General features: G+C 70.6%; 25 protein-coding genes. 21 read left to right on the top strand and 4 right to left on the bottom strand.

The features are described 5' to 3' along the window. From GVN67_RS09540 to GVN67_RS09525, 4 genes are all read left to right on the top strand, one after another. Window positions 1-938: LysR substrate-binding domain-containing protein (locus GVN67_RS09540; RefSeq protein WP_368667229.1), on the top strand; the 938-nt coding region annotated here is incomplete at its 5' end. Between the two features lie 76 nt (window positions 939-1,014). Next, the gene (locus GVN67_RS09535) at window positions 1,015-2,601 is read left to right on the top strand and encodes an ABC transporter substrate-binding protein (protein WP_235035208.1); all 1,587 of its coding nucleotides are present in this window, start codon (window positions 1,015-1,017) and stop codon (window positions 2,599-2,601) included. Between the two features lie 19 nt (window positions 2,602-2,620). Then, a complete protein-coding gene (locus GVN67_RS09530; RefSeq protein ID WP_159995181.1) occupies window positions 2,621-3,910 on the top strand; it encodes an ArgE/DapE family deacylase in 1,290 nt (429 codons plus the stop codon). 190 nt (window positions 3,911-4,100) lie between these two features. Beyond that, on the top strand, window positions 4,101-5,471 hold the full coding sequence (locus tag GVN67_RS09525) for an amidase (RefSeq protein ID WP_159995179.1): 1,371 nt from the start codon (window positions 4,101-4,103) through the stop codon (window positions 5,469-5,471). Window positions 5,472-5,481: 10 nt separating this feature from the next. Here the strand turns inward: GVN67_RS09525 and GVN67_RS09520 are convergent, their stop codons facing one another. Both GVN67_RS09520 and GVN67_RS09515 read right to left on the bottom strand, forming a co-directional pair. Beyond that, a complete protein-coding gene (locus GVN67_RS09520; protein WP_159995177.1) occupies window positions 5,482-7,086 on the bottom strand; it encodes an ABC transporter substrate-binding protein in 1,605 nt (534 codons plus the stop codon). 95 nt (window positions 7,087-7,181) lie between these two features. Then, window positions 7,182-7,865 (bottom strand): cysteine hydrolase family protein, encoded by a 684-nt coding sequence (locus tag GVN67_RS09515; protein ID WP_200845199.1) that lies wholly within the window; start codon window positions 7,863-7,865, stop codon window positions 7,182-7,184. A gap of 206 nt (window positions 7,866-8,071) precedes the next feature. Here GVN67_RS09515 and GVN67_RS09510 point away from each other — a divergent pair, with 206 nt between their 5' ends. The 6 genes from GVN67_RS09510 to GVN67_RS09485 are packed head-to-tail and all read left to right on the top strand — an operon-like array spanning window position 8,072 to window position 13,634. Continuing rightward, window positions 8,072-9,010, top strand: a complete 939-nt coding sequence (locus GVN67_RS09510; protein WP_159995173.1) for an ABC transporter permease — start codon at window positions 8,072-8,074, stop codon at window positions 9,008-9,010. 15 nt (window positions 9,011-9,025) lie between these two features. Then, window positions 9,026-9,937 carry an ABC transporter permease gene (locus GVN67_RS09505; protein WP_159995171.1) on the top strand — a complete coding sequence of 304 codons (912 nt, stop codon included), beginning with the start codon at window positions 9,026-9,028 and terminating at the stop codon, window positions 9,935-9,937. Then, window positions 9,934-11,007 carry an ABC transporter ATP-binding protein gene (locus GVN67_RS09500; protein ID WP_159995169.1) on the top strand — a complete coding sequence of 358 codons (1,074 nt, stop codon included), beginning with the start codon at window positions 9,934-9,936 and terminating at the stop codon, window positions 11,005-11,007. The genes GVN67_RS09505 and GVN67_RS09500 overlap by 4 nt, the downstream gene beginning before the upstream one ends. Then, window positions 10,997-12,001 (top strand): ABC transporter ATP-binding protein, encoded by a 1,005-nt coding sequence (locus tag GVN67_RS09495; protein WP_159995167.1) that lies wholly within the window; start codon window positions 10,997-10,999, stop codon window positions 11,999-12,001. The genes GVN67_RS09500 and GVN67_RS09495 overlap by 11 nt, the downstream gene beginning before the upstream one ends. Before the next feature lie 27 nt (window positions 12,002-12,028). Continuing rightward, window positions 12,029-12,220 carry a hypothetical protein gene (locus GVN67_RS09490; protein WP_159995165.1) on the top strand — a complete coding sequence of 64 codons (192 nt, stop codon included), beginning with the start codon at window positions 12,029-12,031 and terminating at the stop codon, window positions 12,218-12,220. 1 nt (window position 12,221) lies between these two features. After that, on the top strand, window positions 12,222-13,634 hold the full coding sequence (locus GVN67_RS09485; RefSeq protein WP_159995163.1) for an amidase: 1,413 nt from the start codon (window positions 12,222-12,224) through the stop codon (window positions 13,632-13,634). Window positions 13,635-13,637: 3 nt separating this feature from the next. Here GVN67_RS09485 and GVN67_RS09480 read toward each other — a convergent pair whose 3' ends face one another. Beyond that, window positions 13,638-14,570, bottom strand: coding sequence for a DMT family transporter (locus tag GVN67_RS09480; RefSeq protein WP_159995161.1), 933 nt, complete (start codon window positions 14,568-14,570; stop codon window positions 13,638-13,640). Window positions 14,571-14,725: 155 nt separating this feature from the next. Here GVN67_RS09480 and GVN67_RS09475 point away from each other — a divergent pair, with 155 nt between their 5' ends. Genes GVN67_RS09475 through GVN67_RS09460 form a run of 4 tightly spaced genes read left to right on the top strand, consistent with a single transcriptional unit; the run spans window position 14,726 to window position 17,946 of the window. After that, window positions 14,726-16,156: an amidase gene (locus tag GVN67_RS09475; protein ID WP_159995159.1), complete on the top strand. Its 1,431-nt coding sequence runs from the start codon at window positions 14,726-14,728 to the stop codon at window positions 16,154-16,156. After that, on the top strand, window positions 16,153-16,326 hold the full coding sequence (locus GVN67_RS09470) for a hypothetical protein (RefSeq protein ID WP_159995157.1): 174 nt from the start codon (window positions 16,153-16,155) through the stop codon (window positions 16,324-16,326). Before GVN67_RS09475 ends, GVN67_RS09470 begins: the two co-directional genes overlap by 4 nt. A gap of 19 nt (window positions 16,327-16,345) precedes the next feature. Then, complete coding sequence (locus GVN67_RS09465; RefSeq protein ID WP_159995155.1) at window positions 16,346-16,543, top strand: hypothetical protein; 198 nt, start codon at window positions 16,346-16,348, stop codon at window positions 16,541-16,543. Continuing rightward, window positions 16,540-17,946 carry an amidase gene (locus GVN67_RS09460; protein ID WP_159995153.1) on the top strand — a complete coding sequence of 469 codons (1,407 nt, stop codon included), beginning with the start codon at window positions 16,540-16,542 and terminating at the stop codon, window positions 17,944-17,946. The genes GVN67_RS09465 and GVN67_RS09460 overlap by 4 nt, the downstream gene beginning before the upstream one ends. A 1-nt stretch (window position 17,947) precedes the next feature. Here the strand turns inward: GVN67_RS09460 and GVN67_RS09455 are convergent, their stop codons facing one another. Continuing rightward, window positions 17,948-18,841, bottom strand: coding sequence for a LysR substrate-binding domain-containing protein (locus GVN67_RS09455; protein WP_159995151.1), 894 nt, complete (start codon window positions 18,839-18,841; stop codon window positions 17,948-17,950). An 87-nt stretch (window positions 18,842-18,928) separates the two neighbouring features. Here GVN67_RS09455 and GVN67_RS09450 point away from each other — a divergent pair, with 87 nt between their 5' ends. The 7 genes from GVN67_RS09450 to GVN67_RS09420 are packed head-to-tail and all read left to right on the top strand — an operon-like array spanning window position 18,929 to window position 26,426. Further along, a complete protein-coding gene (locus tag GVN67_RS09450) occupies window positions 18,929-20,083 on the top strand; it encodes a Xaa-Pro peptidase family protein (RefSeq protein WP_159995149.1) in 1,155 nt (384 codons plus the stop codon). Next, window positions 20,084-21,163 (top strand): ABC transporter ATP-binding protein, encoded by a 1,080-nt coding sequence (locus tag GVN67_RS09445; RefSeq protein ID WP_159995147.1) that lies wholly within the window; start codon window positions 20,084-20,086, stop codon window positions 21,161-21,163. Continuing rightward, window positions 21,163-22,257, top strand: coding sequence for a polyamine ABC transporter substrate-binding protein (locus GVN67_RS09440; RefSeq protein WP_159995145.1), 1,095 nt, complete (start codon window positions 21,163-21,165; stop codon window positions 22,255-22,257). The genes GVN67_RS09445 and GVN67_RS09440 overlap by 1 nt, the downstream gene beginning before the upstream one ends. A gap of 28 nt (window positions 22,258-22,285) precedes the next feature. Further along, window positions 22,286-23,971 (top strand): ABC transporter permease subunit, encoded by a 1,686-nt coding sequence (locus GVN67_RS09435; RefSeq protein ID WP_159995143.1) that lies wholly within the window; start codon window positions 22,286-22,288, stop codon window positions 23,969-23,971. A gap of 42 nt (window positions 23,972-24,013) precedes the next feature. Beyond that, window positions 24,014-24,787: a LamB/YcsF family protein gene (locus GVN67_RS09430; protein ID WP_159995141.1), complete on the top strand. Its 774-nt coding sequence runs from the start codon at window positions 24,014-24,016 to the stop codon at window positions 24,785-24,787. 8 nt (window positions 24,788-24,795) lie between these two features. Next, window positions 24,796-25,485 carry an allophanate hydrolase subunit 1 gene (locus GVN67_RS09425; RefSeq protein WP_159995139.1) on the top strand — a complete coding sequence of 230 codons (690 nt, stop codon included), beginning with the start codon at window positions 24,796-24,798 and terminating at the stop codon, window positions 25,483-25,485. Next, complete coding sequence (locus tag GVN67_RS09420; protein ID WP_159995137.1) at window positions 25,482-26,426, top strand: biotin-dependent carboxyltransferase family protein; 945 nt, start codon at window positions 25,482-25,484, stop codon at window positions 26,424-26,426. Before GVN67_RS09425 ends, GVN67_RS09420 begins: the two co-directional genes overlap by 4 nt. Window positions 26,427-26,449 lie beyond the last annotated feature (23 nt).

The raw sequence follows: 26,449 nt of genomic DNA, 5'->3' as shown, positions 1-26,449 counted from the left end.
CCGGACCCTCCCTCCCCGAGCTGCCGCCGCTGGTCGCGCTGCGCGCCTTCCACGCGCTGGGCCTGCTGGGCAGCCTGCGGCTGGCGGGGTCGGCGCTGGGCGTCGGCCACACGGTCGTCGCGCGGCATGTGCGCAACCTGGAGGCGGCGCTGGGCGTGGCGCTGGTGCGGCCGGCCGGGCGCGGCCTGGCGCTGACCACCGAGGGCGCGCTGCTGCATGCCCGCATCGCCGCGCCCTTCTCGGCCATCGCCGATGCCGCGGCGCAGGTGGCGCGGCGGCGGCGGGCGCTGACCATCCGCTGCGTGCCGGGCTTCGCCGCCGCCGTGCTGCTGCCGCGGCTGGAAGAGATCCGCCAGCTGCTGCCGGGGCGGCAGGTGATCCTGCATCCGGCGCTCAGCCGCCGGCACTATGCGACGGTCGAGGCCGATGTCGAGATCGCCTATGGCGACAAGACGGTGGTGGCGCCGCTGCGCGGGGAAGTGCTGGCCCGGCCGCGGCTGTTCCCGGTGGCCGCCCCCTCGCTGCCCGGCGCCATGGCGGTCCGCAGCGTGGACGACCTGCTGCGCCTGCCCATGCTGCATGACGAGACGCAGGAAAAATGGCGCGGCTGGCTGGCCGAGGCCGGCGGCGCGCGGCTGCCGCATGGCACGCTGCTGGGCTCGATGCCGCTGGCGCTGGAGGCGGCGCGGCTGGGCCAGGGGGTGGCGCTGGGCAATGCCCTGCTGATCGCCGAGGCACGCCAGGCCGGGGCGCTGGTCGAGCTGCTGCGCTCCGACTTCCGCCCCTTTGCCTATTACCTGGTGGCCGAGGCGGCGCGCTGGGAGGAGGAGGCGGTCGCCCGCTTCCGCGTCTGGCTGCAGGGCGTGCTGGCGCAGCTGCTGCCGGGTGGTGACCTCAGGCCACCGGATGGTGCCATTTTGGCGACTTCTGCCCCATGACGAAACCGTCATAGTCGATCCCAGACAGGGACGGCGCCGCCCCCCAAGGGCGCGCGCGCGGCAGAAGGAGAAGCGCGTGACGCATCCGCTTAAGCGATCGCCGAGGCTTGCTCTGGGGCTTGCTCTGGGGCTGGCCATCCTCTCCGCCACGCCCGCCCTGGCGCAGCGGACGCTGACCGTCGGCGACATCACCAGCCCGAGCTCGATGGACCCGCATTTCCACTCGACGACCAACAACAGCCAGGCGCTGTTCCAGATTTTCGACGCGCTGGTCGACCAGGACGAGAAGGGCGGCATCACCCCGCGCCTGGCCACCGCCTGGACGCTGGTCGACGACCTGACCTGGGAGATCACGCTGCGCCCCGGCGTCGCCTTCCACGACGGCACGCCCTTCACCGCCGACGACATCGCCTTCACCCTGGCGCGCGTGCCGGCGGTCCCGAACAGCCCGGGGCCCTATACCCCCTATGTCCGCTCGGTGGCGGCGGTCGAGGTGGTCTCGCCCACGGTGCTGCGCATCCGCACGCACGAGCCCAACCCCTATCTGCTCTATGACCTGGCGCAGGTCATGCTGCTGTCGCGGCGCATCCACCAGGGCGCCAGCACCGCCGACTTCAACAGCGGCAAGCTGGTGATCGGCACCGGCCCCTACCGCCACGAGCGCTTCATCCAGAACGAGCGGCACGAGCTGACCCGCAACCAGGCCTATCACGCGCCGGCCCCCTGGGACCGCGTGGTCACCCGCTACATCCCCGGCGCCGGCGCCCGCGTCGCCGCGCTGCTGGCCGGCGAGGTCGACCTGATCGGCGGCGTGCCGGCCCAGGACATGGCGCGGCTGCGCGGCGATGCCGCCATCGCCCTTTTCGGCACCGAGAGCCAGTCCACCGCCTATCTCTTCCCCGACACCGCCGGCGAGACGGCGGCCTTCGTCACCGACAAGGCCGGCCAGCCGCTGCCGCGCAACCCGCTGCGCGACCTGCGGGTGCGGCGCGCGCTGTCGCTGGCGATCAACCGCGCCGCGCTGGTCGAGCGGCTGCTGGTCGGCCAGGGGGCGCCGGCCGAGCAGTTCGCGCCGCCCTCGGTCGCCGACCGCGCGCCCGAGATGCCGCCGCTGGGCTTCGACGTCACGGAAGGCCGCCGCCTGCTGGCCGAGGCCGGCTATCCGGACGGCTTCCGCATGACCATCCACGGGCCGGGCGGCTTCTTCCCCGGCGACAGCAACGTGCTGCAGTCGATCGCCCAGGGCTTCAGCCGCATCGGCGTCGAGACCCAGGTCGAGGTGCTGCCGCCCAGCGTCTTCTTCACCCGCGCCACCAACCGCGACTTCTCGCTGTTCCTGACCACCTATTCCAGCGGGCTGGCGGCGAACACGCTGCGCCAGGTGGTGGCGACCAAGGACGCGGCCACCGGCTATGGCCCCTTCAACCGCCAGCTCTATTCCAACCCGGGCGTCGACCGCCCCCTGGCCCAGGCCTTCCGGACGATGGACCCGGCCGCGCGCCAGGCGCTGACGACAGAGGCCATGCAGGCGGCGATCGGCGACCTGGGCGTGGTCCCCGTCTTCTACCTGCGCTGGAACTGGGCGGCGCGGCGCGACCGCGTGATCTACGCCCCCAATCCGCAGGGCCGTACTTTTGCCTTGTCCGCCCGTCCTGCCAACTGACCGCCCGGAGCACGACCCGATGCCTGACCAAGCTCTCCTCAAGCGGCTGGAAGCAGCCGTCGACGCGGCCTTCAACAAGCAGGTCGCCTTCCTCTCCGAGCTGACCCGCTTCCCCAGCCTGCGCGGCCAGGAAGCGCCGCTGCAGGACTGGCTGTCGCGCCAGCTGGCCGATCGCGGCTATGCCGTCGACCGCTACACCCTGGCCGATATCGGCTTCGACGGCGCCCGCGGCGCCGCGCCCGTGATGGACACAGACTACAGCCGCGCCGTGCAGCTGGTCGCCGCCCGGCGCGCGAAGAACCCGGGCGGGCGCAGCCTGATCATCCAGGGCCATGTCGACGTCGTCCCCGCCGGCCCCGCCGCCATGTGGACCACGCCGCCCTTCGAGCCGGTGGTGCGCGACGGCTGGCTCTATGGCCGCGGCGCCAACGACATGAAGGCCGGCGTCTCGGCCATGATCTTCGCCGCCGACGCGCTCGCCGCCTGCGGGCTGGAGCCGGATGGCGACCTCTACCTGCAGAGCGTCACCGAGGAGGAATGCACCGGCAACGGCGCCCTCTCCACCCTGCTGCGCGGCTATCGCGCCGAGGCCTGCCTGATCCCCGAGCCGACCGGCAACGCCCTGACCCGCGCCCATGTCGGCGTCATCTGGTTTCGGCTGAAGGTGATGGGCATCCCCGTCCATGTCGCGCGCAGCGAGACCGGGACCAACGCCATCGTCGCCGCCTACAAGCTGATCGAGGCGCTGCAGGCGCATACGCGGGAGGAGAACCTCCGCGCCAAGTCGCATCCGCGCTTCGGCGCGCTGAAGGACCCGATCAAGTTCAACCCGGGCGTCATCCGCGGCGGCGACTGGGGCAGCTCGACGCCGGCCTGGTGCGAGGTGGATTGCCGCATCGGCCTGCTGCCCGGCGACGACCTGGCCGGGCGCCGCGCCGCCATCGAGCAGGTGGTGCGCCAGGCCGCCGCCGGCGACGAGTTCCTGGCCAACAACCCGCCGGCCGTCGAATGGAACGGCTTCATGGCCGATGGCTTCGTGCAGGAGGAAGGCAGCGCGGCGGAAGCCGTGCTGGCCGCCGCCCATGCCCAGGTCTTCGGCGAGAAGATGGCCGAGCGCTGCAGCACCGGCGTCAACGACACCCGCTTCTACGGCCTCTACTACGACATGCCGGCGCTCTGCTACGGGCCGAAGGGCGAGGGCTCGCACGCCTTCGACGAGCGCAGCGACCTGGCGAACGTGAAGCAGACGACGCTGGCCATGGCCGCCTTCATCGCCGACTGGTGCGGCGTGCGGGAGGTCTCCCGCTAAGCCGGCTCGCGGGCGGAGCCGGCCAGCCGCGGATTGCGGAGATAGCGGGAGGATGGATCGGGCATGGCGGGCTCCTGCGCGGCGCCGCGCATGGAAGACCGGATGCGGCCGCCGCGCCAGCAGGCCGGCGAATCCCTTGCCGGCGCCGGGCCGCGGCGCATACTGCCGCCCTCACCCCCGGGGCCGCGCGATGACCAGCGAGATCCACCGCCTTCCGGCCACGGGCCTGGGCCGCGCCTTCCGCGACGGCAGCCTGCGCCCCTCCGCCGCGCTGGAGGCCATCCTGGCCCGCATCGCCGTGGCCGACCCGCAGGTCAACGCCTTCGCCACGCTGGATGCCGCCGGCGCCCGCCAGGCGGCGGCCGAGGCCGATGCGCGCTTCGCTGGCGGCACGCCGCGCGGCGCGCTCGACGGCGTGCCCGTCAGCATCAAGGACAATATCGCCGTGGCCGGGCTGCGCTGCGCCTGGGGCAGCCACGTCTTCGAGCACCACGTGCCCGCCGCCGACGAGACGCCGGTGGCCCGTCTGCGCGCCCAGGGCGCCGTCATCCTGGGCAAGACCAATGTCTCGGAGTTCACGCTGGGGCGCGGCAATGTCGACACCGCGCTGTTCGGCGTCACCCGCAATCCGTGGGACACCGCGCTGACCTCGGGCGCCTCCTCCGGCGGCGCGGTCTCGGCGGTGGCCAGCGGAATGGGGCCGCTGGCGCTGGGCACCGATGGCGGCGGCTCGATCCGCAGGCCTGCGGGCTATGCCGGGCTGCTGGGGCTGAAGCCCAGCACCGGCCGCGTGGCGCGGCGCGACGGGCTGCCGGTCATCCTGCACGACGCCGAGATCATCGGCCCCATCGCCCGCACGGTGGACGACCTGGCGCTGGCGCTCGCCGCCATCCAGGGCCCGCTCGACGAGGACCGCGCCTCGCTCGCCTTCCGCGCCGACGACGCCGAGCCGGCGCCGCGGCCGATGCGCATCCTCTACGTGCCGCGCTTCGGCGACTGGCCGGTGGATGCGGCCATCGCCGACAGCTGCGCGGCCGCCGCGCGCAACCTGGCCGCGCTCGGCCACCGGGTGGAGGAAGGCACGGTGCCGGCCGACCTGGCGCTGTTCGAGCGCGAATGGCCGAAGGTGGGCGCCGCCGGCCTGGCCTGGCTGCTGCGCGGCAAGGATTGGCGCGGCCGCATCGGCGCCGTCTACGCGGAGATGGCCGAGCAGGGCGCGCGCCTGAGCGCCGCCGACTACCAGGATGCGCTGGTGGCGTTCCGAGAGCTCTTCGCGCAATTCGCACGCTTCTTCCGCGACTACGACCTGATGATGACGCCGAGCTCCGGCGCGCTGCAATTCCCGGCGGACAGCTTCGGCCCGCCGCATCACCGCGCCTTCACCGGCATCGTCAACCTGGCCAGCCTGCCCGGCATCAGCATCCCGGCCGATCCCAGCCCCGAGGGCCTGCCGATCGGCTTCCAGCTGGTGGCGCCCTATGGCCAGGATTGGCGTCTCCTGGCCATGGCGCGGCAATACGAGGCGGCCCACCCTTGGGCGCAGCGCTGGCCGGCGCTGTAGCCCGCGCGGCCTACTCGATGGTGATCTGCGTGAAGTCCTGATACCAGCTCTGCGCCGGGCGGAAGTTCTTGACCTTCTTCGCCAGCCCGCGCGGATTCTGGTCGTGCACGATGAACAGCCAGGGCGCCTCGTCGACGACGATGGCATGCGCCTCGGCCAGCAGCCTGGTCTGCTCGTCCGCATCGAAGACCGACTGCGCCTTGCGCAGCAGCGCGTCCAGCGCGTCGTTCTTGAAGTGGCCCCAGTTGTAGTTGACCGGCGAGGCGCTGTCGGAGGCGTAGTAGCGGAACATGCTGGAGGGGTCGGTGTAGCTGAGGCTGATATTGATCCCGTCCACGCCATGCGTCGGCGCCGAGCCGGGGATGTTGCGGATGGCCACCAGCATGGTGCCCCATTCGACCACGTCGAACTCGATCTCCATGCCGACGGCGGCGAAGTTCTGCTGCATCAGCTCGTTCATCGGGATCGGCACCATCTGGCCGGAGCCGGAGGTGGAGATCATGATCTTCGCCTTCAGCGGCTTGCCCGGGCCATAGCCGGCCTCGGCCAGCAGCGCCCGCGCCTTGGCCGGGTCGTAGCTGTAGCGGTTCTTCGGATTGCCGAAGACCGGGTTGCCCGGCGGATAGAGGCCCACCGCCGGCTTGCCGGTCTGGTTCAGCATGCTGCACATGCCGTCGCGGTCGATCGCGTAGTTCGCCGCCTGGCGCACGCGGACATCGGCGAAGGGCGAGCCCGGCCGGCAGTTGAAGGCATAAGGGTAGGTGTGCGGATAGGGCCAGAGGCTGACCTGGAATCCCGCCTGGCGCAGCGAGGGGATGGCATCCGGCGGCGGCACCTCGATCCAGTCGACCTGGCCGGAGCGGAGTGCGGCCATCCGCGTCGTCGCCTCCGGCATCGGATAGACCGTCAGCTTCTCCAGCTTCGGGATGCGCGCCTTGTCCCAGTAGGTCTCGTTGCGCACCATCTCGACATATTGCCCGGGCACCACGCGGTTGATGCGGAAGGGACCGCTGCCGATCGGGCGCTTGGCGAATTCCTGCCAGCTGCGGCCGACCTTCTCCCATTGCGTCGGGCTGACCACCAGGATACGGGTGACCAGATAGGGGAAGAAGCCGAAGGGGTACTTGGTGGTGATGGCGATGGTGGCGTCGTCGACCTTGGAGAAGGTGTCGAGCATCGACACCGTCGCCTTGACGATGGGCGAGGCCGGCGCGTCGTATTGCGGTGACTTGTCGTCATAGATGCGTGCGAGATTCCACAGGATGGCCTCCGCCGTGACCGGCGTGTCGTCGTGGAACCTGGCACCCTGGCGCAGCGAGAAAAGCCAGCGCTTCGGATCGGCCGGGTCGATCTTCCATTCCGTCGCCAGGCCCGGCGCGATATTCGCCGTCTCCTCGGTGCGGGTGTAGTCCCAGTTCACCAGGCTGTCATAGGCGGGGTAGCCGAGGAATCGGAAGCCCTCGCCGCCATTGTTCGGAATGCCGGTGACCGTCGGCAGGTCGGCCGCGGTCATGGCGACGCGCAGCACCTGGGGCGGCGCCGCGGCGGCGGGGCCCGCCATCGGGGCCAGCAGGGTGGAAGCCGAGGCGAGGAGGAATTGGCGCCGGTCGGGCATGGCTGAACCTCTGTCCTGGTGCTGCGGGGCACGGCACGCCGCTGGCGCCGGGCGCATCGCCCGGCACCCTCGCATTCTGCGCGGAGGCCCTGGGGCTACTCGGCGGCCTGCGGCATCGCCGCCGCGGCCCGGCCGATCAGCGCGACCACGGCCGCGGTGTCGGAGACATCGGCGAAGATATTCGCCATCGCCGTCAGCGTCGCATCCTGCTCGTCATCGGTGTGGGTGGCATTGCCGTCGGCGACGAAGAAGACCTTGTAGTTGAGCATCATCGCGTCGCGCGCCGTCGACTCGCAGCAGACATTGCTGGCGGTGCCGGTGACGATGACGGTGTCGATGCCGCGCGCCTGCAGCTGCGCATGCAGGTCGGAGGAGCCCTGGATGAAGGCGCCGAATCGGCGCTTGCGCACCACCAGGTCGGCCGGCAGCACCTCGAGCTCCGGGTACAGCGCGTGCTGCCAGTTGCCGGGGGTGAAGGCCTCGATCATGGCAGCGCGGCGCTGGGGAGAACAGAAATGGTCGAAGAACACCGGCCATCCCGCCACGGCCTCGTCGTCGAAGGTGTTCTGGATATAGGCGACCAGCCCGCCGGCCGCGCGCAGCGCGGCGCTGATGCGGTTGACATTGCTCACGATCTCCCGCGCCGTCGCGATCTCGGCGACGGCGCCGGGCGCCATGAAGCCGTTCTGCAGGTCGACCACCACATGGGCGGTGCGCGCGGGATCGATGCTGGCGAAGGGATAGAGGCTGCCCCGCCGCTCCCGAACTCTGCTGCTCACGGCTCGGTGAATCTGGTTCTGATGCATGTCGTGCCTCGATTCGATGCAGAATCAGTGGAAGCGCCACCATATCGGGCAAGGCCATTTCCCGAAACCGCCATTTGCCATTCTATTAGGCGCAAACAAGGCTGGATGCGCAACAGCCATTGTGCATAGATCGTCACAGGCCCGGCGAAGGGCCCATCCGACCAGTCGAAGGAGCACCCATGCTCGTTTTCGCGGGGCGGCGTTTGCTGCAAGCCATTCCCATCTTGCTCGGCGTCAGCCTGGTCATCTTCGGCCTGGTGCATGTGGCGCCGGGCAATCCCATCGACATGCTGATGCCGCCCGAGGCCTCGCCCGAGATCATCGCGCAGATGAAGGCGGCCTATGGCTTCGACCGGCCGCTCCACATCCAGTACCTGCTCTGGCTGGGGCGGGCGCTGAGCGGCGATTTCGGCATCTCCGTCTTCAACGCCGCGCCGGTGCTGGGGCAGCTGATGACGGCGCTGGGCAACACGCTGGTGCTGGCCGTCACCGCCGCGGCGCTGGGCTTCACCTTGGGCATTGTCTTCGGCATGACGGCGGCGCTGCATCACGGGCGCTGGCCGGACAAGCTGCTGAGCGCGGTGACCACCGCCGGCGTCAGCCTGCCGCATTACTGGTTCGCCATCGTCCTCGTCCTGGTCTTCGCCGTGCTGAACGACTGGATGCCGGCCCAGGGCATGGGCGACGACAGCCTGCCGCTGTGGCAGCGGCTGGACCATATCGTGCTGCCGGTGGTCACCCTCTGCATGATCCCGATGGGCGTCATCGGCCGCCTGGTGCGCGCGACGGTGCTGGAGATCATGGGCCAGGACTTCGTCGGCGCGCTCTCGGCCAAGGGCCTCGGCCGCGGCCCGGTGCTGCGCCACATCATCAAGAACGCGGCGCCGCCGGTGCTCGCCCTGATGGGGCTGCAATTCGGCTACCTGCTCGGCGGCTCGATCCTGATCGAGACGGTGTTCAACTGGCCCGGCACCGGCAACCTGCTGAACCTGGCGATCTTCCGCCGCGACATTCCCGTGCTGCAGGCGACGATCCTGGTGCTGGCCAGCTTCTTCGTGCTGCTCAACCTGCTGGTCGACATCGCCCAGGCGGCCATCGACCCGCGTATCCGGCGCTAAGGGAGACCTCTCGCGATGTCCGACCTCGCCAATCCCGATGCCCTGGCCACCTTGGTCGGCAAGGCCACCACGCCACGCCCCGCCGCCGGCTACTGGACCGCCGTCGGCCGCCGGCTGAAGCGCGACCCGGTCACCATCATCGTCACGCTGCTGCTGCTGGCCATCGTGCTGATGGCGATCTGCGCGCCCTGGGTGACCAGCTACGACCCCTATGCCGGCAGCGTCATGCGGCGGCTGCGGCCGATCGGCACGCCGGGCCACTGGCTGGGCACCGACGAGACCGGGCGCGACCTGTGGACCCGGCTGGCCTATGGCGGGCGGCTGTCGCTGCTGGCGGGCGTCGCGCCGGTGATGGTGTCGCTGCTGGTGGGCGGGCTGCTGGGCATCACCGCCGGCTTCATGGGCGGGCTGACCGGCACGCTGATCATGCGCACCATGGATGTCTTCTACGCCTTCCCCTCGATCCTGCTGGCCATCGCCATCTGCGGACTGCTGGGCAACGGGCTGACCAATTCCATCATCGCGCTGGCCGTGGTCTTCATCCCGCCGATGGTGCGCATCGCCGAGACGGTGACCACCCAGGCGCGTCACCTGGATTTCGTCGAGGCGGCGCGGGCCAGCGGCACCACGACCATGCAGATCATCCGCCACCATGTCCTGGCCAATGTGCTGGGGCCGATCCTGGTCTATGCCACCAGCCTGATCAGCCTTTCGATCATCCTCTCGGCGGGCCTCAGCTTCCTCGGACTTGGCGTCACGCCGCCGCAGGCCGAATGGGGGCTGATGCTGAACTCTCTGCGGCAATCGATCTATGTGCAGCCCTATGTGGCGGCGCTGCCGGGGGTGATGATCTTCGTCACCTCGATGTGCTTCAACCTGATGAGCGACGGATTTCGCTCGGCCATGGATGTGAGGCTGAGCAAGTGAGCGCGGCCCTCCTGCCGGTCCCGCCGGTCGATCCGCGCGACCGCGGCGGCCCGGCACAGCCGCTGCTCTCCGTCACCGATCTGCGCAAGCATTTTCCGGTCTATGGCGGGCTGCTGAACCGCCGCGTCGCCACGGTGCAGGCGGTGGACGATGTCAGCTTCACCATCGCCAAGGGCGAGACCCTGGGCGTCGTCGGCGAAAGCGGCTGCGGCAAGTCGACCACCGCGCGGCTGGTGATGCATCTGATCCGGCCTGACGCCGGCAGCATCGTCTTCGACGGCGAGGAGGTCGGCAGCCAGGCCGGCCTCTCGGTCGCCGAGATGCGGCGGCAGATGCAGATGGTGTTCCAGGACAGCTATTCCTCGCTGAACCCGCGGCTGACCATGGTCGATTCCATCGCCTATGCGCCGCGCATGCACGGGCTGCCGGCGCGCCAGGCCGTGGCGCGGTCCGAGCAACTGCTGGCCCAGGTCGGGCTGAACCCCGCCCTTTTCGCCCGCCGGTATCCGCACGAGCTCTCCGGCGGCCAACGCCAGCGCGTCAACATCGCCCGCGCCTTGGCGCTGGAGCCGCGGCTGGTGATCCTGGACGAGGCCGTCTCCGCCTTGGACAAATCGGTCGAGGCGCAGGTGCTGAACCTGCTGGCCGAGCTCAAGGCGCGGCTTAACCTCACCTATCTCTTCATCAGCCACGACCTGAATGTCGTCGAATATATCTCCGACCGCGTGCTGGTCATGTATCTCGGCCGCGTCGTCGAGGCCGGGCCGGTGGAGGAAATCTACGGCCGGCCGCGGCATCCCTATACCCGCGCGCTGCTGGCCTCGAAGCCGACGCTGGATCCGGACCGCCGCACCACGGTGCTGCCGCTGTCGGGCGATCCGCCGAACCCGATCAACCCGCCCTCCGGCTGCCGGTTCCGCACGCGCTGCCGCTTCGCCCAACCCGCCTGCGCCGAGATGCTGCCGCCCTTGCTGCCACCGGTGGATGCCGCGCCGGGCGATGCGCAGCACCTGGTCGCCTGCATCCTGCCCGAGGCCCAGATGAACGCGGAGCCCCGCCATGCCGCTTGACGCCACGCCCGAGCCGCCGGCGCTCGAGGTCGAGGGTCTGACCGTGCGCTTCCGCAAGCGCGACGAGCAGGAGGTCTGCGCCGTCAATGGCGTCGGCTTCAGCCTGGCGCGCGGCAAGGTGATGACCATCCTCGGCGAGTCGGGCTCCGGCAAGAGCGTCAGCCTGAAGGCGGTGATGGGGCTGCTGCCCGGCTTCGCCAAGGTCGAGGGCCAGGTGCGCATGGCCGGCCGCGATATCCTGTCGCTGCCGCCTGCGGAATTGGCGAAGCTGCGCGGCAGCAAGGTTTCGATGATCTTCCAGGAGCCGATGTCGGCGATGGATCCGGTCTACACCATCGGCGACCAGATCGCCGAGACCATCATCCAGCACGAGGGCACCGACCGGGCCACCGCCATGGCGCGGGCGAAGCGGCTGCTGGAGCGCGTCTCCATTCCCTCCGCCGCGCGCCGCCTGAAGAACTATCCGCATGAGATGTCGGGCGGCATGCGGCAGCGGGCGATGATCGCGCTCGCCCTGGCCTGCGATCCGCTGGTGCTGCTGGCCGACGAGCCGACCACCGCGCTCGACGTCACCGTGCAGATCCAGATCCTGATGCTGCTGCGCGAATTGCAGGCGGAGCTCGGCATGGCCGTGGTCTTCGTCACCCATGATGTCGGCGTCGCCGCCGAGATCTCCGACCAGATCGCCGTGATGTATGCCGGCCGCTTCGTTGAGACCGGCACCTTGCGCGGCGTGATGCGCGACCCGCAGCACCCCTACACGCGCGGGCTGCTGAGCTCCACCGTGCATGGCGGCATGCGCAAGACATTGCTGCGCACCATTCCCGGCAATCCGCCCAGCCTCGCCGCGCTGCCCGAGGGCTGCCACTTCCGGCCGCGCTGCGCCGAGGCCGTCGCCGGCTGCCAGCGCGAGCCGCCGGTGGTGCGCGGCGAGACCGGCACCATGGTCCGCTGCCTGCATGCCGTGGCGGCCGAGGCTGCCGTCCCCGCCTAGATCCCTCTCCACGCCAGAAAGGTGTCCATGATGAAGCCCAGCATCAGCGAGCAGGATTTCTCCGTGCTTGTCGCCCAGGCGGGGCTGCCGCTCAGCGCCGAGCAGCAGCGCGACATCTACGCCATCTACGGCCTGGTCGAGCAGCAGGTGGCGCGCATGCACGCGCCGCTGCCGCGCGCCGCCGAGCCGGCCCTGACCTTCACGCCGGGGAGCAAGTGAGGTGAGCACGATCCCCACCATTGCCGAAGCCGCGGCGCAGATCGCGGCGAAGAAGATCTCGCCGGTCGAGCTGACGCAATCCTGCCTCGACCGCATCGAGGCGCTCGACCCACAATTGCAGACCTTCCTGCTGCTGACGCCGGAACGCGCCATGGCCGATGCGCGGGCCGCCGAGTCGCGGGTGATGCGCGGCGAGGGGCTCGGCCCGCTCGACGGCATTCCGATCGGCCACAAGGACATCTACAACACCGCTGGCATCCGCACGACGGCGCATTCGCGGCTGCTGGAAGACCATGTCCCCAATACGGATTCCACCGCCGTGCGCAAGCTGGCCGAGGCCGGCACCGTCATGCTGGGCAAGCTGGCGACGCATGAATTCGCCATGGGCGGCCCCTCCTTCGACCTGCCCTGGCCGCCGCCGCGCAATCCCTGGAACACCGAGCATTTCACCGGCGGCTCCTCCTCCGGCACCGGCGCTGCCGTGCCGGCGGGGCTGATCCTGGGCGGCACGGGCTCGGATACCGGCGGCTCGATCCGCGGGCCGTCCACGCTGTGCGGGCTGTCGGGCATCAAGCCGACCTATGGGCTGGTCAGCCGCGCCGGCGTGCAGCCGCTGTCCTACAGCCTCGACCATGCCGGGCCGATGGCCTGGACCGCCGAGGATTGTGCGCTGATGCTGCAGGCGATGGCGGGCTACGACGCGACCGATCCCGCCAGCGCCGACCGGCCGGTGGAGAACTTCTCCGCGCAGATCGGCCAGGATGTGAAGGGGCTGCGCATCGGCGTGATCCGCCACTTCCACGAGAGCGACAGCGCGGCCAGCGACGCCACCATCGCCGCGCTCGACGCCGCGGTGGCCGAGTTGCAGAAGCAAGGCGCCGTGGTCAGCGAGGTGACGCTGTCGCCGCTGCAGGATTACGCCGCCTGCGGCTGGATCATCCTGCTGGCCGAGGCCTTCGCTGTGCACGAGCCCTGGCTGAAGACCGACTACAACAAATATGGCGCGCTGCTGCGCGAGAAGCTGGCGATCGGCGGGCTGCTGCGCGGCGCCGACTATGTCCAGGCGATGCGCCGCCGCCGCATTCTCTGCGCCGAGATGGTGGCGGCGATGGAGGGCCTCGACATGCTGGTCACCGCGGTGCAGCCGGGCGAGGCCGCGCGCATCACCGAGGTGCCGCGCTGGGCGATGCTGGAGAAGCCGAGCTTCACCATCCCCTTCAACGTCACCGGCCTGCCGGCGATTTCCGTCTGCACCGGCTTCGGCCCGGGCGGATTGCCGCTCGGCATGCAGATCGTCGGCAAGCCTTTTTCCGAAGCGATGCTGTTCCGCACCGCCCATGCCTATGAGATGGCGACGCCCTGGCGCAGCAATCGCCCCGTGCTGCAGCCCGCGGCGCTGGCCGCCGCCCAATAGCCATCAGCGGCGGCGCAGCACCAGCAGCGTCGCCGCGATCACCACCGCCGAGCCCAGCAGCACCGCGGTGCCCGGCACGTCGCCGAACCACAGATAGCCGATGACGATCGACCAGAGCAGCCCGGTATATTGCACCGGTGCCAGGGCGGCGGCCCCGGCATAGGCCAGCGGCCGCATGATGAGGTAGGTGCAGAGTCCCGAGGCCACGCCCATGCCGATCAGCCCCAGAAGATCGCCGACACCCGGCGTCACCCACGAAAAGAACAGCGTCGGCAGCAGCATGATCGAGGACAGCGCCATGTACCAGACGGCGATGCCGATGGTGTGGTCGGTCAGCGACAGCGCCCGCTGCTGCAGCATGTTTAGCGAGCCGATGAAGGCGCCGGCCAGGGAATAGAGCGCGCCGATGGCGACGATCTCGCCCGCCCCCGGCTGCACAACGATCAGCACGCCGCAGAAGCCCAGCAGCACCGCCAGCCAGGAGATCCAGGTGACGCGCTCGCCCAGCAGGGGTGCTGCCAGCGCCGTGACGATCAGCGGCCGGATGAAGGAGATGGCGGTGGTCTCGGCCAGCGGCAGCAGGCGGAAGCCGATATAGGCCAGCATCAGCGACAGCGTCATCGTCGCCGCATGCGTCAGGTGGCGCAGCGGCTGGCGCATGCGCAGCCGGTGGATCTTGCCGCCGGCCAGCAGGATCGCCAGCAGCGGCGGCAGCGCGAAGGCATTGCGGAAGAAGGTGATCTGGTTGACCGGGAAGCGCTCGGCCTGGTCCTTCACCACGCCGTTCAGCACCGAAAACAACGCGATCCCCGCCATCATGATCAGCACCGCGCGCTTCAGGTCGGGCTGCGGCGCGGCCTCGATCGCGGGGGCGGCGGCGCTGGGCGCCGCGCGCAGCCAGGCCAGGCCACGGCGCAGGCTCTCCGGCGTTTCCATCTGGCACTTGTCCTTCGCGCTTTCGCGCGCCATGCTAGGTCATTGCCGATCCCGCGTCATGCTTCTTGCAGTGCTGGTCAGCAGGAAACGGCATGCGGATTGCTCGCTCAGAGCCTGCCTCGCCTCGCCGGCCCGCCCCAGGAAGGAGACCCGCCTTGGACACCGAACTGCATTTCCACAGCATCGCCGCGCTGTCGCGGCTGATCCGAACGCGGCAGCTGTCGCCGGTGGAGCTGACGCGCGCCTGCATCGCCCGCGTCAAGGCGCTGGACGGCCAGCTCGACAGCTTCATCCTGCTGCTGGAGGCCGCCGCGCTGGCCGAGGCGCAGCAGGCCGAGGCCGAGATCGCCGCCGGCAAATGGCGCGGCCCGCTGCATGGCATCCCGATCGGGCTGAAGGACATCTACAACACCGCCGGCATCGCCACGACCGGCCATTCCGCGCTGTTCCGCGACCATGTGCCCCAGGAGGACGCCACCAGCGTGCGCCTGCTGCGCGAGGCCGGCGCGGTGATGCTGGGCAAGCTCGCCACCTGGGAATTCGCCATCGGCGGTTCTTCCTTCGACCTGCCCTGGCCGCCGGCGCGCAACCCGTGGGACACGGCGCTGGACCCGTCAGGCTCCTCCTCCGGCTCGGGCGCGGCCGTCGCCGCCGGGCTGGTGCCGGGGGCGATGGGGTCGGATACCGGCGGCTCGATCCGCGGCCCGGCCGCCTGGTGTGGCATCGCCGGGCTGAAGCCGACCTATGGGCTGATCAGCCGGCGCGGCATCCTGCCGCTGTCCTTCTCGCTCGACCATGCCGGGCCGATGTGCTGGACGGCGGAAGACTGCGCGCTGATGATGCAGGCGCTGGCGCAGCATGATCCGCTCGACCCCGGCAGCACCGATCCCGGGCCGATCGATTTCTCCGCCGGCATCGGCGGCAGCATCGCCGGGCTGCGCATCGGCGTGGTGCGGCATTTCTTCGAGACCGACGTCGCATGCGAGCCTGAGGTGCTGGCCGCGACCGAGGCGACGCTGCAGGCGCTGCAGGCCGAGGGCGCCGTGCTGCGCACCGTCTCGCTCGCGCCCTTCGGCGAGTACAATGCGCTGTGCAGCCTGGTCTCGCGCTCTGAATCCTACGCCATCCACGAGAACTTCCTGCGCGAGAGCCCGGAGCTCTATGGCGAATATGGCCGCGTGCGGCTGATGGGCGGGGCGCTGGTGCGGGCGGCCGACTATATCAACGCGCAGCGCCAGCGCGCCCGGCTGGTGGCCGAGGCGGCCGCGGTGATGCGCGATGTCGATGTGCTGGTCTTCCCGACCTCGCGCCAGACCGCCGGCAAGCTCGGCGAGGATTCGATGATCGGCGGCCCGCAGCCCTTCTTCAACCGCGCCTTCAACGTGCTGGGCGGCCCGGCGCTCGCCGTCTGCAACGGATTCTCCAGCGCCGGCCTGCCGATTTCGCTGCAGATCGGCGGCCGCCCCTTCGAGGATGCGCTGGTGCTCAAGCTGGGCGACGCGGTGGAGCGGATCATGGCGACGCGCGGCCGGCGCCCGGCCATGGCGGTCGAGGCAGTGGCGGCGGAACAGGGAGCGGCGGCATGACCGACACCACCGAGGAACGGCTGGAGGCGCTCGGCCTGCGCGTCCCGGCCAAGGAGATGCCGAAGCTTGTCGCGCTGGTCGGCGATCTCGAGAAGGCGGCGGCCAGCATGCGCGGCCCGCGCCCCTATGGGCAGGAGCCGCTGAGCGGCTTCCGCCTGCCCCGCCCCTGACCCGCGATCGGAGCCCGCCATGTCCGTGATCCCCTTCGCCGAGCGCCTGCGCGCCCGGCAGCTGGACCGCTTCCCCGAGGCCGACCGCGCCGATCTGGAACGGCTGGTGCAGGCCGGCGACGAGGCCGCCGCGCGCATCCGCGGCAGCTATTCCTATCTGGAGGAGCCGAGCAACGTCTTCCGCCTGGTGCCGGCGAAGAAGGCGCCGCAGCCATGAGCGGCGATCCCTGCTTCCTCACCATCGCCGAGGCCTCGCGGCAGATCCGCGCCGGCACGCTGTCGCCGGTGACGCTGGCGGAGGCCTTCCTCGAGCGCATCGCTGGCCTCGACGGCCGGCTGAATTCCTTCATCCGTGTCCTGGGCGACGATGCCCTGGCCGAGGCGCGCACCGCGGCGGCCGAGATCGCGGCAGGCAACTGGCGCGGGCCGCTGCACGGCATCCCGCTCGGCATCAAGGACATCTACAACACCGCCGGCATCGCCACGACCGGGCATTCGGCGCTGTACCGCGACCATGTGCCGGCCGAGGACGCCACCACCATCCGCCTGCTGCGCGAGGCGGGCGCGGTGATCCTGGGCAAGACCGCGACCTGGGAATTCGCCATCGGCGGCGTCTCCTTCGACCTGCCCTGGCCGCCGGCGCGCAACCCCTGGGACACCGCGCTGGATCCGGCGGGCTCCTCCTCCGGCTCGGGGGCGGCGGTCGCGGCGGGGCTCTGCATGGGCGCGATGGGCACGGATACCGGCGGCTCGATCCGCTCGCCCGCCGCCTGGAACGGCATCGCCGGGCTGAAGCCCAGCTATGGGCTGGTCAGCCGGCGCGGCGTGCTGCCGCTGTCCTTCACCCTCGACCATGCCGGGCCGATGTGCTGGACCTCGGAAGACTGCGCGCTGATGATGCAGGTGCTGGCGCGCCACGATCCGATGGATCCGGGCAGCGCCGATCCCGGCCCGATCGATTTCACCAGCGGCCTCGGCAGCGGTATCCGCGGCTTGCGCATCGGCGTGGTGCGGCATTTCTTCGAGGCCGATGCGCCGGCCGACACCGTCGTCACCGATGCGATGGAAAGCGCGCTCGGCATCTTCGCTGGCCAGGGCGCGATCATCCGCGATGTCAGCCTGGCGCCGCTGGAGACCTATTACGATCTCTGCGCCCTGATCATGGGCCCCGAGGCCTATGCCATCCACGAGCAGGGGCTGACCCGGACGCCAGAGCTCTATGGCTCCATCGCGCGGCGGCGCATCGCGGCCGGCGCCTTCGTCTCCGGCGCCGACTACGTCAACGCGCTGCGGCTGCGGGCGCGGCTGGTGGCGCAGGCGGCGGCGATGATGCAGGAGGTCGACCTGCTGGTGATGCCGACGCGGCACACGCCGCCGGAGCCGCTCGGCGAGTTCGACACCATCATGGGCGCGCGCTTCTACACGCGGCCCTTCAACGTGCTCGGCCTGCCGGCGCTGTCGGTCTGCTCCGGCTTCACCGGCAACGGGCTGCCGCTGTCGATGCAGATCGTCGGCCGGCCCTTCGAGGATGCGCTGGTGCTCAAGCTCGGCGACGCCTTCGAGAAGGCGACGGCCTTCCGCGACGTGCGGCCGGCGCTGGGCGAAAGCGTGGCCGCCTGATCTAGGCCTGCGCCGCGGCGCGCAGCCAGGCGGCGAGGTGGCGCACCGGCGCGCTCACCTCGCCGTCCTGCCGCAGGCACAGGTAGTAGTCCTCGCCATTGCCGAGGCCGCGATCGGAGAGCTGCACCAGGCTGCCCTCGCGCAGCTCCTGCTGCAGCAGCACCGGCCGGCTGAGCGCCACGCCGAAGCCCGCCAGCATCGCCGAGCGCGTCAGCATGCCGTCCTCGCAGATCATGCCGGTCAGCGGCGCGGTGGGCGCGGCGTCGCCGGCGGTCAGCCAGGCCGCCCATTGCTCGCTGTTGCCGTCATGGATCAGCGGCACGCGCAGGAAATCGGCCGCCCGCCGCAGCGCGCCATGCCGCGCCACGAAGCCGCGGCTGGCGATGGGGACGGCCGCCCCCGGCAGCAGCCTCTCGCTGGCATAGCCAGGCCAATGCCCGTTGCCGAACCGCAGAGAAATATCGGCGGCGTCGGAGGAATAGGCGCGGTAGCGCGCATATTGCAGCTGCAGCTCGACCTGCGGATGGCGCGCCATGAAGCCGGTCAACTGCCGCATCAGCCAGCCATTGGCCAGCAGCGGCAGCGCGCTGATCGTCACCCGCCGCTGCAGCCGGTTCTGCCGCAGCTGCCCGGTCGCCGTGGTCAGCAGCAGGAAGGCGGGGCTGACCGCCTCGAAATAGCGCCGCCCGGCCCCGGTCAGCACCAGCCGCCGGCCCTGCCGCGCCGTCAGCTCCTGGCCCAGCTGCTCCTCCAGCGCGTTCAGCTGGTGGCTGATGGCGGACGGCGTGATGCCGAGCTCGGCGGCGGCGGCGGCGACATCGCCCAGCCGCGCGAAAGCCTCGAAGGCGCGCAGCCCGACCAGCGGCAGCCGCGCCAATTGCTGAACAGAATTCATATGGGGAAGATTAATCGGTTCATCCCAGCTTTGTCATCAGCATAAACTACGTGGGATTTCCGGCTTTCCTCTGGCATTCGGTGACGCATGGCCCTGCATTTCACGATCGAAGAGCTGACTTCGCGCATTGCACGGGCGGTCACCGGGTTGCGGCAGGCGGGGCTCGACGGGCTGCTGATGTTCCGCCAGGAGAGCATGTACTGGCTGACCGGCTATGACACCGCCGGCTATTCGCAGTTCCAGGGCCTGTGGCTCGGCGCCGATGGCGACATGGTGCTGGTGACGCGCTCGTCCGACGTGCTGCAGGCCCGGCGCACCTCGGTGATCAAGGATGTGCGGCTCTGGGTCGACAAGGCGGGCGCCAATCCGGCGGTGACGCTGCGCGCCGAGCTCGGCGCGCGGGTGAAGCCCGGCATGCGCATCGGTGTCGAATATGCCTCCACCACGCTGAACGCGCAGCGCGGCAAGCTGCTCGACGCCGCCTTCGCGGATTGCGCGCTGGAGGATTCCTCGACCTTCTTCGACCGCTTCCGCGTCATCAAGTCGCCCGCCGAGCTCGACTATGTGCGCGAGGCCGGGCGCCTGGCCGACCTCGCCTGGCTCAACGCCTTCGCCGCCTGCCGGCCGGGCAGGTCGGAATCCGATATTCTCGCGGAGATCTATGCGACGGTGATCCGCGAGGGCGGCGACCCGGCGGCCGGCCGCTTCGTCTGCGGCGCCGGGGAGAACGCGCTGCAATGCCGCTATTTCACCGGCAAGGGCGTGATCGGCGCGCAGGACCAGGTGAACATCGAATTCGCCGCCGCCTATCGCCACTACCATGTCGCGCTGATGCGCACCGCGCTGACCGGCAAGGCCGGCGCCGGGCATCGCAAGATGCACGACGCCAATGTCGAGGCGCTGGCGCTGTGCCGCGACAGGCTGCGCCCCGGCAACACCTATGGCGACCTGTTCGAGGCGCATGCCTCGGTGCTCGACCGCCACGGCTACAAGCATGCGCGGCTGAACGCCTGTGGCTACAGCCTGGGCGCCGCCTATCCGCCGACCTGGATGGAATGGCCGATGATCTTCGCCGGCAATCCGGTGGTGCTGGAGCCTTCGATGGTGGTCTTCATGCACATGATCCTGCTCGACGACCAGACCGGGCTCGCGATGTGCCTCGGCGAGACCTTCATCGTCACCGAGGGCGAGCCCGAGCGCCTGTCGGCCCTGCCGCATGACCTGCCGCTGGTGGCAGGCTGAATGCGCCAGGCCGGGCAGCCCGTCGAGATCCAGGGCCTCAGCAAGCGCTACGGCCGGCTGCGCGCGCTGGACGACGTCTCGCTCGCCGTGGCGCCCGGGGAATTCCTGGCGCTGCTCGGCCCCAGCGGCTCCGGCAAGTCGACCATGCTGATGACCATCGCCGGCTTCGAGCGCGCCGATAGCGGGCGCATCATCATCGGCGGCAGGCCGGTCGACCATCTGCCGCCGCATCAGCGCGAAATCGGCATGGTGTTCCAGCGCTATGCGCTGTTCCCGCATATGAGCGTCTCGGAGAACCTGGCCTATCCGCTGCGCCGCCGCGGCGTCACCGAGGGCGAGATTCTTCGACGGGTAACCGAGGCCTTGGGCACGGTGCGCCTTGACGATCTTGGTTCACGCAGCATCGATGCGTTGTCGGGCGGGCAGCAGCAGCGGGTGGCCCTCGCCCGGGCCATCATCTTCCGCCCCGCCGTGCTGCTGATGGACGAGCCGATGAGCGCGCTGGACCGCAAGCTGCGCCAGCACATGCAGCTGGAGCTGAAGCAGCTGCACCAGGAGCTCGGCACCACCATCATCCTGGTCACCCATGACCAGGAGGAGGCGCTGTCCATGGCCGACCGCGTCGCCCTGCTGAACCATGGAAGGCTGCGCCAGGTCGGCGCGCCGGCGGAGCTCTACCGCCGCCCGGTCGACGCCTTCGTCGCCGACTTCATCGGCCGCACCAATTTTCTGTCCGTTGATCACAGCGGCGTCGTCGGGTTTTCGACGCCGCTGGCCGGGGCGCTGGCGCCCGACAGCGCCGCGCCCGCGCCGGGAAAGGTGCTCGGCATCCGGCCGGAGCATATGACGCTGTCGGACGACGCGCCGGGAGAGCCCTGCCGCGTCATCCAGGCCAGCTTCGGCGGCGCGCAGCAGGTGCTGCTGCTGGCCGCCGGCGGCCAGCAGCTGACCATGGAGCTGCCCAGCTGGAACAGCTCGGGCGGCGGCCGGCTGTGGCAGCCGGGCGAGGCCGGCTTCCTTCGCTTCCTCCCCGGCACCGCCCGGGTCTACGATCCTCTCGACACGCAGGAGACCGTTTGATGTCCAGCATCATCTCACGCCGTGGCCTGCTTGCCGCGACAGCGCTCGCAACCCTGGCCCGTCCCGCGCTGGCGCAGAACAGCCTGAAGGGCACGGGCTCGGTCATCGTCCATGATGGCGGCGGCACCATGGGGGTCGCACAGCGCCGCGCCTTCTCCGAGCCCTTCGAGAAGGAGACCGGGATCCGCGTCATCCACCAGGCCGGGGTCAATTCCGGCGTGCAGCGCGCGGCGATCCTGGCCGGCGCGCCGAAGCATGACGTGGCCAATATCTCCGGCGGCTCGATGGCGGCCTTCGAGAAGGACGCGCTGCTGCAGCCGATCGACTACAACTTCTGGGCCGAGGCCGATCGCCGCGCCTTCGACATCGTCCCCGCCGGGCAGTTCCAGTCGCCGGCGATGCTCTATTCCATGCTGCTGGCCTTCGACCAGAAGCGCTACGGCGACCGCGCCCCGCAAAGCTGGGCGCAGCTCTGGGACGCGCGCGCCTTCCCCGGCCGCCGGACGCTCGCCGCCGGCGCCAATGCGGCGGATGGCTGCAGCTTCGAGATCGCGCTGCTGGCCGATGGCGTGGCCCCCGACAAGCTGTATCCGATCGACTGGGAGCGTGCCTTCCGCAGCCTGGCGCGCATCCGCGGCGATGTCGTCAAGTGGTGGGCGAACGGCGCCGAATCCGTCCAGCTGCAGATCGACCGCCAGGCCAGCCTCGGCAGCGCCTGGAACGGCCGCATCGACGGCGCCAACGACAATGGCGGCAGCATCGGCAAGGTCTGGAACCAGGGCATCCTGCAATGGGCCGGCTGGGCGATCCCGAAGGGCGCCGCCAATGCCGAGAACGCGCAGAAATACATCGCCTATATGAGCCGCGCCGAGCCGCAGGCCCGCTATTCCGAGCTGATCACCTATGGCCCGACCAATTCGCGCGCCTTCGACCATATCAGCGCCGAGCGCGCCGCGCTGCTGCCGACCGCGCCGGCGGTGAAGGGGCTGCAGATCGTGCAGGACTACGACTTCTGGAACGCGACCGACAGCACCGGCCAGACCGGGCTGCGCCGCGCCATCACCGAATGGGAGAAGTGGGTCTCGGCCGGCTGAGCCCCGCCACGCCCGCCTGTCCCGGCCGATGCTGAACCGCCCTTTCCTGTTGATGCTGCCGGCGCTGATCGCGCTCGGCATCGGCTTCATCCTGCCGATGGGCAGCGTCGTCTGGACCAGCCTGCACCAGGGCGGTCTGTTTTCCATGGGCGCCTGGGGCGAGGTGCTGTCGTCGCGCACCTTCCTCGGCATCCTCGGCCGCACCTTCTCCATGGCGGCGGTGGTGACGCTGCTGACCCTGGCGCTGGCCTATCCGCTGGCCTATTGGGCGGCGACCACGGCGCGGCGCTGGGGCGCGCAGATCATGGCGCTGGTCGCGGTGCCGTACCTCACCAGCATCCTGATCCGCTCCTATGCCTGGGTCGCCATCCTGGGCGGCAACGGGCTGGTCAACCGCGCGCTGGAATCGCTGGGCCTGATCGAGGAGCCGCTGCCACTCGTCTTCAACCGCTTCGGCTCCTATGTCGGCATGGTGCATATCCTGCTGCCGATGGCGGTCTTCCCGATCTTCGCGGCCATGCAGCGCATCGACCCGGCGCTGATGCGCGCCGGCGCCAGCCTGGGCGCCCCCCCCGGCAGCAGCTTTTCGACGATCTTCCTGCCGCTGTCCTGGCCCGGCGTCAGCGCCGGCGCCGCGCTGGTCTTCCTGGCCGCCATGGGCTTCTACATCACGCCGGCCCTGCTCGGCGCGCCGGGCGACTATCTGGTGGCCCAGGCGATCGAGGTGCGCGTCAGCACCCTGGCCGAATTCGACACCGCCGCCGCCCAGGCCTGCCTGCTGCTGGCCCTCGTCACCGCGCTGATGCTGCTGCTCCGCAAGCGCATCGTCGCCATGGCCGGCGAGGACACCACCGCCGCCCCGGCCCGCCGCCTGCCGCTGCCGCCGCTGCTGCGCCGGCTCGGCGCCGCGGTCGCGGGCCTGCTGGCGCCCATCGCGACGCCGCTGCTCTGGGGCTACGGTCTGCTGCTGATGACGCTGCTGCTGGCGCCGATGATCGTCGTCGTGCTGATCGCCTTCAGCAGCGCGCCCTATCTCAGCTTCCCGCCGCCCGGCTGGTCGCTGCGCTGGTTCTTTTCCTTCTTCGCGGACGAGGCCTGGCTGCGGGCGACGGGGTTCAGCCTGGTGGTCTCGCTGGCGGGGGCCGCCACGGCGCTGGCCATCGGCACGCCCTTCGCCCTCGCCCTGTCGCGCGGGCGCTTCCAGGGGCGGCGGCTGCTCTGGCTGCTGGCGGTCGCGCCGATGATCCTGCCGCATATCGCGCTGGCCCTCGGGCTGTTCTTCACCGCGGTGCGGCTCGGGCTGAACGGCAGCATCGCCAGCTTCTGGATCGCCTATACGGTGACCGGCCTGCCCTATGTGGTGATCATCCTGGTCGCAGCACTTCGCCGCTTCGACACCGACCTGGAACGTGCCGCCGCCAGCCTGGGCGCCGCGCCGCTGCGCCGCTTCCGCGACGTGACCCTGCCGCTGCTCGCCGCCTCCTTCGCCAGCGCTTTTCTCTTCGCCTTTCTCGCGGGCTTCGACGACCTGATCATCAGCCTGTTCCTGTCGTCCCCCAACGGCACCACCATCGCCATGCGCATGTGGGAGGATATCCGCCTCGAGATCAGCCCGAAGACCGCGGTGGTCGGCGTGCTGCAGCTCGGCCTGCTGCTGCTGGCGGCGTTGATCGCGCGGCTGCGCCTGTGGTCGGCCCCCTGGCGAACCCGCTGATCCCGCCATAGGATCACCCCCGAACCGACGAGGACCAGCCCCATGGCGCGGACGATCGACCTCAATTCCGATCTCGGCGAGAGCTACGGCCCCTGGCAGATGGGCGATGACGGCGCGCTGCTGCGGGTCGTCACCAGCGCCAACATCGCCTGCGGCGCCCATGCCAGCGACCCGGAGACCATGTTCAAGACGCTGACCCTGGCGCGCGACCAGGGCGTCGTCGCCGGCGCGCATCCGGGCTTCGCCGACCGCGAGGGCTTCGGCCGCCGCCTGATCCCGCACACGATGGGCGAGGTCGAGCGCCTGGTCGCGACCCAGGTCGGCGCGCTGATGGGCGCCGCCGCCCTGGTCGGCACCAAGGTGCGCTTCGTCAAGACGCATGGCGCGCTGGGCAACTGGGCCGCGGCCGAGCCCGATGTCGCCGCCGCCGTGGCGCGCGCGGTGAAGGCGATCTCCCCCGACCTCGCCATGCTGGCGATTTCCGGCACCGCGCTGGACCGCGCCGGCCGCGATGCCGGGCTGCCCACCTTCAGCGAGATCTTTGCCGATCGCGGCTATCTGTCGAACGGCCAGCTGGTGCCGCGCAGCCGGCCGGACGCCATGCTGCATGATCCGGAAGAAGCGGCATCCCGCCTGATCCAGTTCCTCGAGACCGGGCTGATGCCCGTGGTCGACGGCGCGCCGATCAAGCTGGACGCCGTCTCGGTCTGCGTCCATGGCGACAGCCCGGGCGCGGTCGCCATGGCCCAGCATATCCGCCGCCGCCTGAATGAGGCCGGCATCACCGTGGCGCCGTTCTTGTCCAAGCCCCTCTAGGCCGCCCCATGAGCTTTGCCTATCCGGTGTTCCGGCCGGTCGCCGACCATGGGCTGCTGGTCGAGTTCGGCGACCGCATCGACAACGGGGTGCATGACCAGGTGCTGCGGCTCGATGCCGGGCTGTCGGCCGAGAGCGTGCCCGGCTTCCTCGAAGCCGTCCCCGCCTATGTCAACATCCTGGTCCGCTTCGACCCCGTGCTGACCGACCATGCGACGGTCGAGGCCGCGCTGCGCCGGCTGATCGCCGCACCCGCCGTGGCGCGCAGGCCCGGCCAGCCGCGCGAGGTCCGCGTCTGCTACGAGGCGGCGCTCGCCCCCGACATGGCGGCCGTGGTCGCCGCCACCGGGCTGGAGGCCGAGGCCATCATCGCCGCCCACCTGGCCGGCGACTACCGCGTCTACATGTATGGCTTCGCCCCGGGCTACGCCTATCTGGCCGGCGTGCCCGAGGCCATCCGCCTGCCGCGCAAGACCGCGCCGGTGCGCGGCACCGCCGCCGGCAGCGTGGTCATCGCCGGGCCGCAATGCCTGGTCACCACCATGATCATGCCGAATGGCTGGTGGAATATCGGCCGCTCGCCGACCCGCATCCTGGATGGCGGCGACAGCGACCGGCCCTTCCTGTTCGATGTCGGCGACAGCGTCCGCTTCACCCGCATCACCCGCGAGCAATTCGAGGCGGAGAGCCGCGCATGAGCACCGCGCAGCTGACCGTCACCCAGGCCGGCCCGCATGTCACCTTCCAGGATGCCGGGCGCTTCGGGAAGATGCGCTTCGGCGTGCCGACCTCGGGGCCGATGGACCGCGCCAGCTTCGCCGCCGCCCAGGCCGTCCTGGGCAATCCGGACGAGGCCGGCGCCATCGAGATCTCCCCCGGCGGGCTGACCCTGGCCTGCGACGCCGGCGAGGTCAGCCTGGCGGTCGCCGGCGGCGGCTTCCAGGTGACGCTGGACGGCGTCCGCCACGGCGCCTGGACGGTGCTGACGCTCCGCGCCGGCCAGGTGCTGACCATCCGCCCCGGCTTCTGGGGCTGCTGGACTTATTTGTCATTTGCCGGCCGGCTGCAGGTGGCCCCTTGGCTCGACAGCATTTCCACCCATGGCCCGACCGGGCTGGGCGGCGGGCTGCTGACCGAGGGCCAGGCGATCACGCTGGAGGAAACCCGGGTGGTGGCGCCGCGCGCCATCCCGCTGCCGCTCTGGGCCCGCCCGCTGTCGGAGGTGCCGGTGGTGCTCGGCCCGCAGGACCGCTTCTTCGCGCCCGAGACCATCGCCACCTTCCTCGGCGCCACCTATGCGCTCAGCGACGCCTATGACCGCATGGGCGTGCGGCTGAACGGCCCGGCGCTGCCGCCCAATGCCGCGCTGGACATGCCCTCGGAGCCGATCGCCCGTGGCTCGGTCCAGGTCTCGGGCGATGCGGTGCCGACGGTGCTGCTGGCCGACCACCAGAGCACCGGCGGCTATCCGAAGATCGCGACCGTGCTGTCGACCAGCCTGGACAGCTTCGTGCAGTTGCGCAGCCGCCAGCGCCTGCGCTTCCAGGCGGTCAGCCCGGCCCAGGCCATCGCTTTGGTGCGCAGCCGCCGCCTGGCTATGGGCCGCTACCTGGAGGCGCTGCGCCCGAACCCGGGGTGACCGGCCCGCTGATCCGCCCGATG

This window comes from Roseomonas sp. 18066, from assembly GCF_902706185.1.
Classification (GTDB): Bacteria; Pseudomonadota; Alphaproteobacteria; order Acetobacterales; family Acetobacteraceae; genus Pseudoroseomonas.
The sequence above is the reverse complement of the archived record's forward strand: the minus strand, read 5'-3'. Positions and strand labels throughout refer to the sequence as shown.

Excerpts from the sequence above, each read along its gene's own strand:
- GVN67_RS09460 (WP_159995153.1), top strand. The coding sequence starts at position 16,540 with ATGAGCGGCGATCCCTGCTTCCTCACCATCGCCGAGGCCTCGCGGCAG.
- GVN67_RS09490 (WP_159995165.1), top strand. The coding sequence starts at position 12,029 with ATGATGAAGCCCAGCATCAGCGAGCAGGATTTCTCCGTGCTTGTCGCC.
- GVN67_RS09445 (WP_159995147.1), top strand. The coding sequence starts at position 20,084 with ATGCGCCAGGCCGGGCAGCCCGTCGAGATCCAGGGCCTCAGCAAGCGC.
- GVN67_RS09525 (WP_159995179.1), top strand. The coding sequence starts at position 4,101 with ATGACCAGCGAGATCCACCGCCTTCCGGCCACGGGCCTGGGCCGCGCC.
- GVN67_RS09505 (WP_159995171.1), top strand. The coding sequence starts at position 9,026 with ATGTCCGACCTCGCCAATCCCGATGCCCTGGCCACCTTGGTCGGCAAG.
- GVN67_RS09510 (WP_159995173.1), top strand. The coding sequence starts at position 8,072 with ATGCTCGTTTTCGCGGGGCGGCGTTTGCTGCAAGCCATTCCCATCTTG.
- GVN67_RS09440 (WP_159995145.1), top strand. The coding sequence starts at position 21,163 with ATGTCCAGCATCATCTCACGCCGTGGCCTGCTTGCCGCGACAGCGCTC.
- GVN67_RS09450 (WP_159995149.1), top strand. The coding sequence starts at position 18,929 with ATGGCCCTGCATTTCACGATCGAAGAGCTGACTTCGCGCATTGCACGG.
- GVN67_RS09435 (WP_159995143.1), top strand. The coding sequence starts at position 22,286 with ATGCTGAACCGCCCTTTCCTGTTGATGCTGCCGGCGCTGATCGCGCTC.
- GVN67_RS09470 (WP_159995157.1), top strand. The coding sequence starts at position 16,153 with ATGACCGACACCACCGAGGAACGGCTGGAGGCGCTCGGCCTGCGCGTC.
- GVN67_RS09420 (WP_159995137.1), top strand. The coding sequence starts at position 25,482 with ATGAGCACCGCGCAGCTGACCGTCACCCAGGCCGGCCCGCATGTCACC.
- GVN67_RS09465 (WP_159995155.1), top strand. The coding sequence starts at position 16,346 with ATGTCCGTGATCCCCTTCGCCGAGCGCCTGCGCGCCCGGCAGCTGGAC.
- GVN67_RS09495 (WP_159995167.1), top strand. The coding sequence starts at position 10,997 with ATGCCGCTTGACGCCACGCCCGAGCCGCCGGCGCTCGAGGTCGAGGGT.
- GVN67_RS09520 (WP_159995177.1), bottom strand. The coding sequence starts at position 7,086 with ATGCCCGACCGGCGCCAATTCCTCCTCGCCTCGGCTTCCACCCTGCTG.
- GVN67_RS09480 (WP_159995161.1), bottom strand. The coding sequence starts at position 14,570 with ATGGAAACGCCGGAGAGCCTGCGCCGTGGCCTGGCCTGGCTGCGCGCG.
- GVN67_RS09455 (WP_159995151.1), bottom strand. The coding sequence starts at position 18,841 with ATGAATTCTGTTCAGCAATTGGCGCGGCTGCCGCTGGTCGGGCTGCGC.
- GVN67_RS09530 (WP_159995181.1), top strand. The coding sequence starts at position 2,621 with ATGCCTGACCAAGCTCTCCTCAAGCGGCTGGAAGCAGCCGTCGACGCG.
- GVN67_RS09430 (WP_159995141.1), top strand. The coding sequence starts at position 24,014 with ATGGCGCGGACGATCGACCTCAATTCCGATCTCGGCGAGAGCTACGGC.
- GVN67_RS09425 (WP_159995139.1), top strand. The coding sequence starts at position 24,796 with ATGAGCTTTGCCTATCCGGTGTTCCGGCCGGTCGCCGACCATGGGCTG.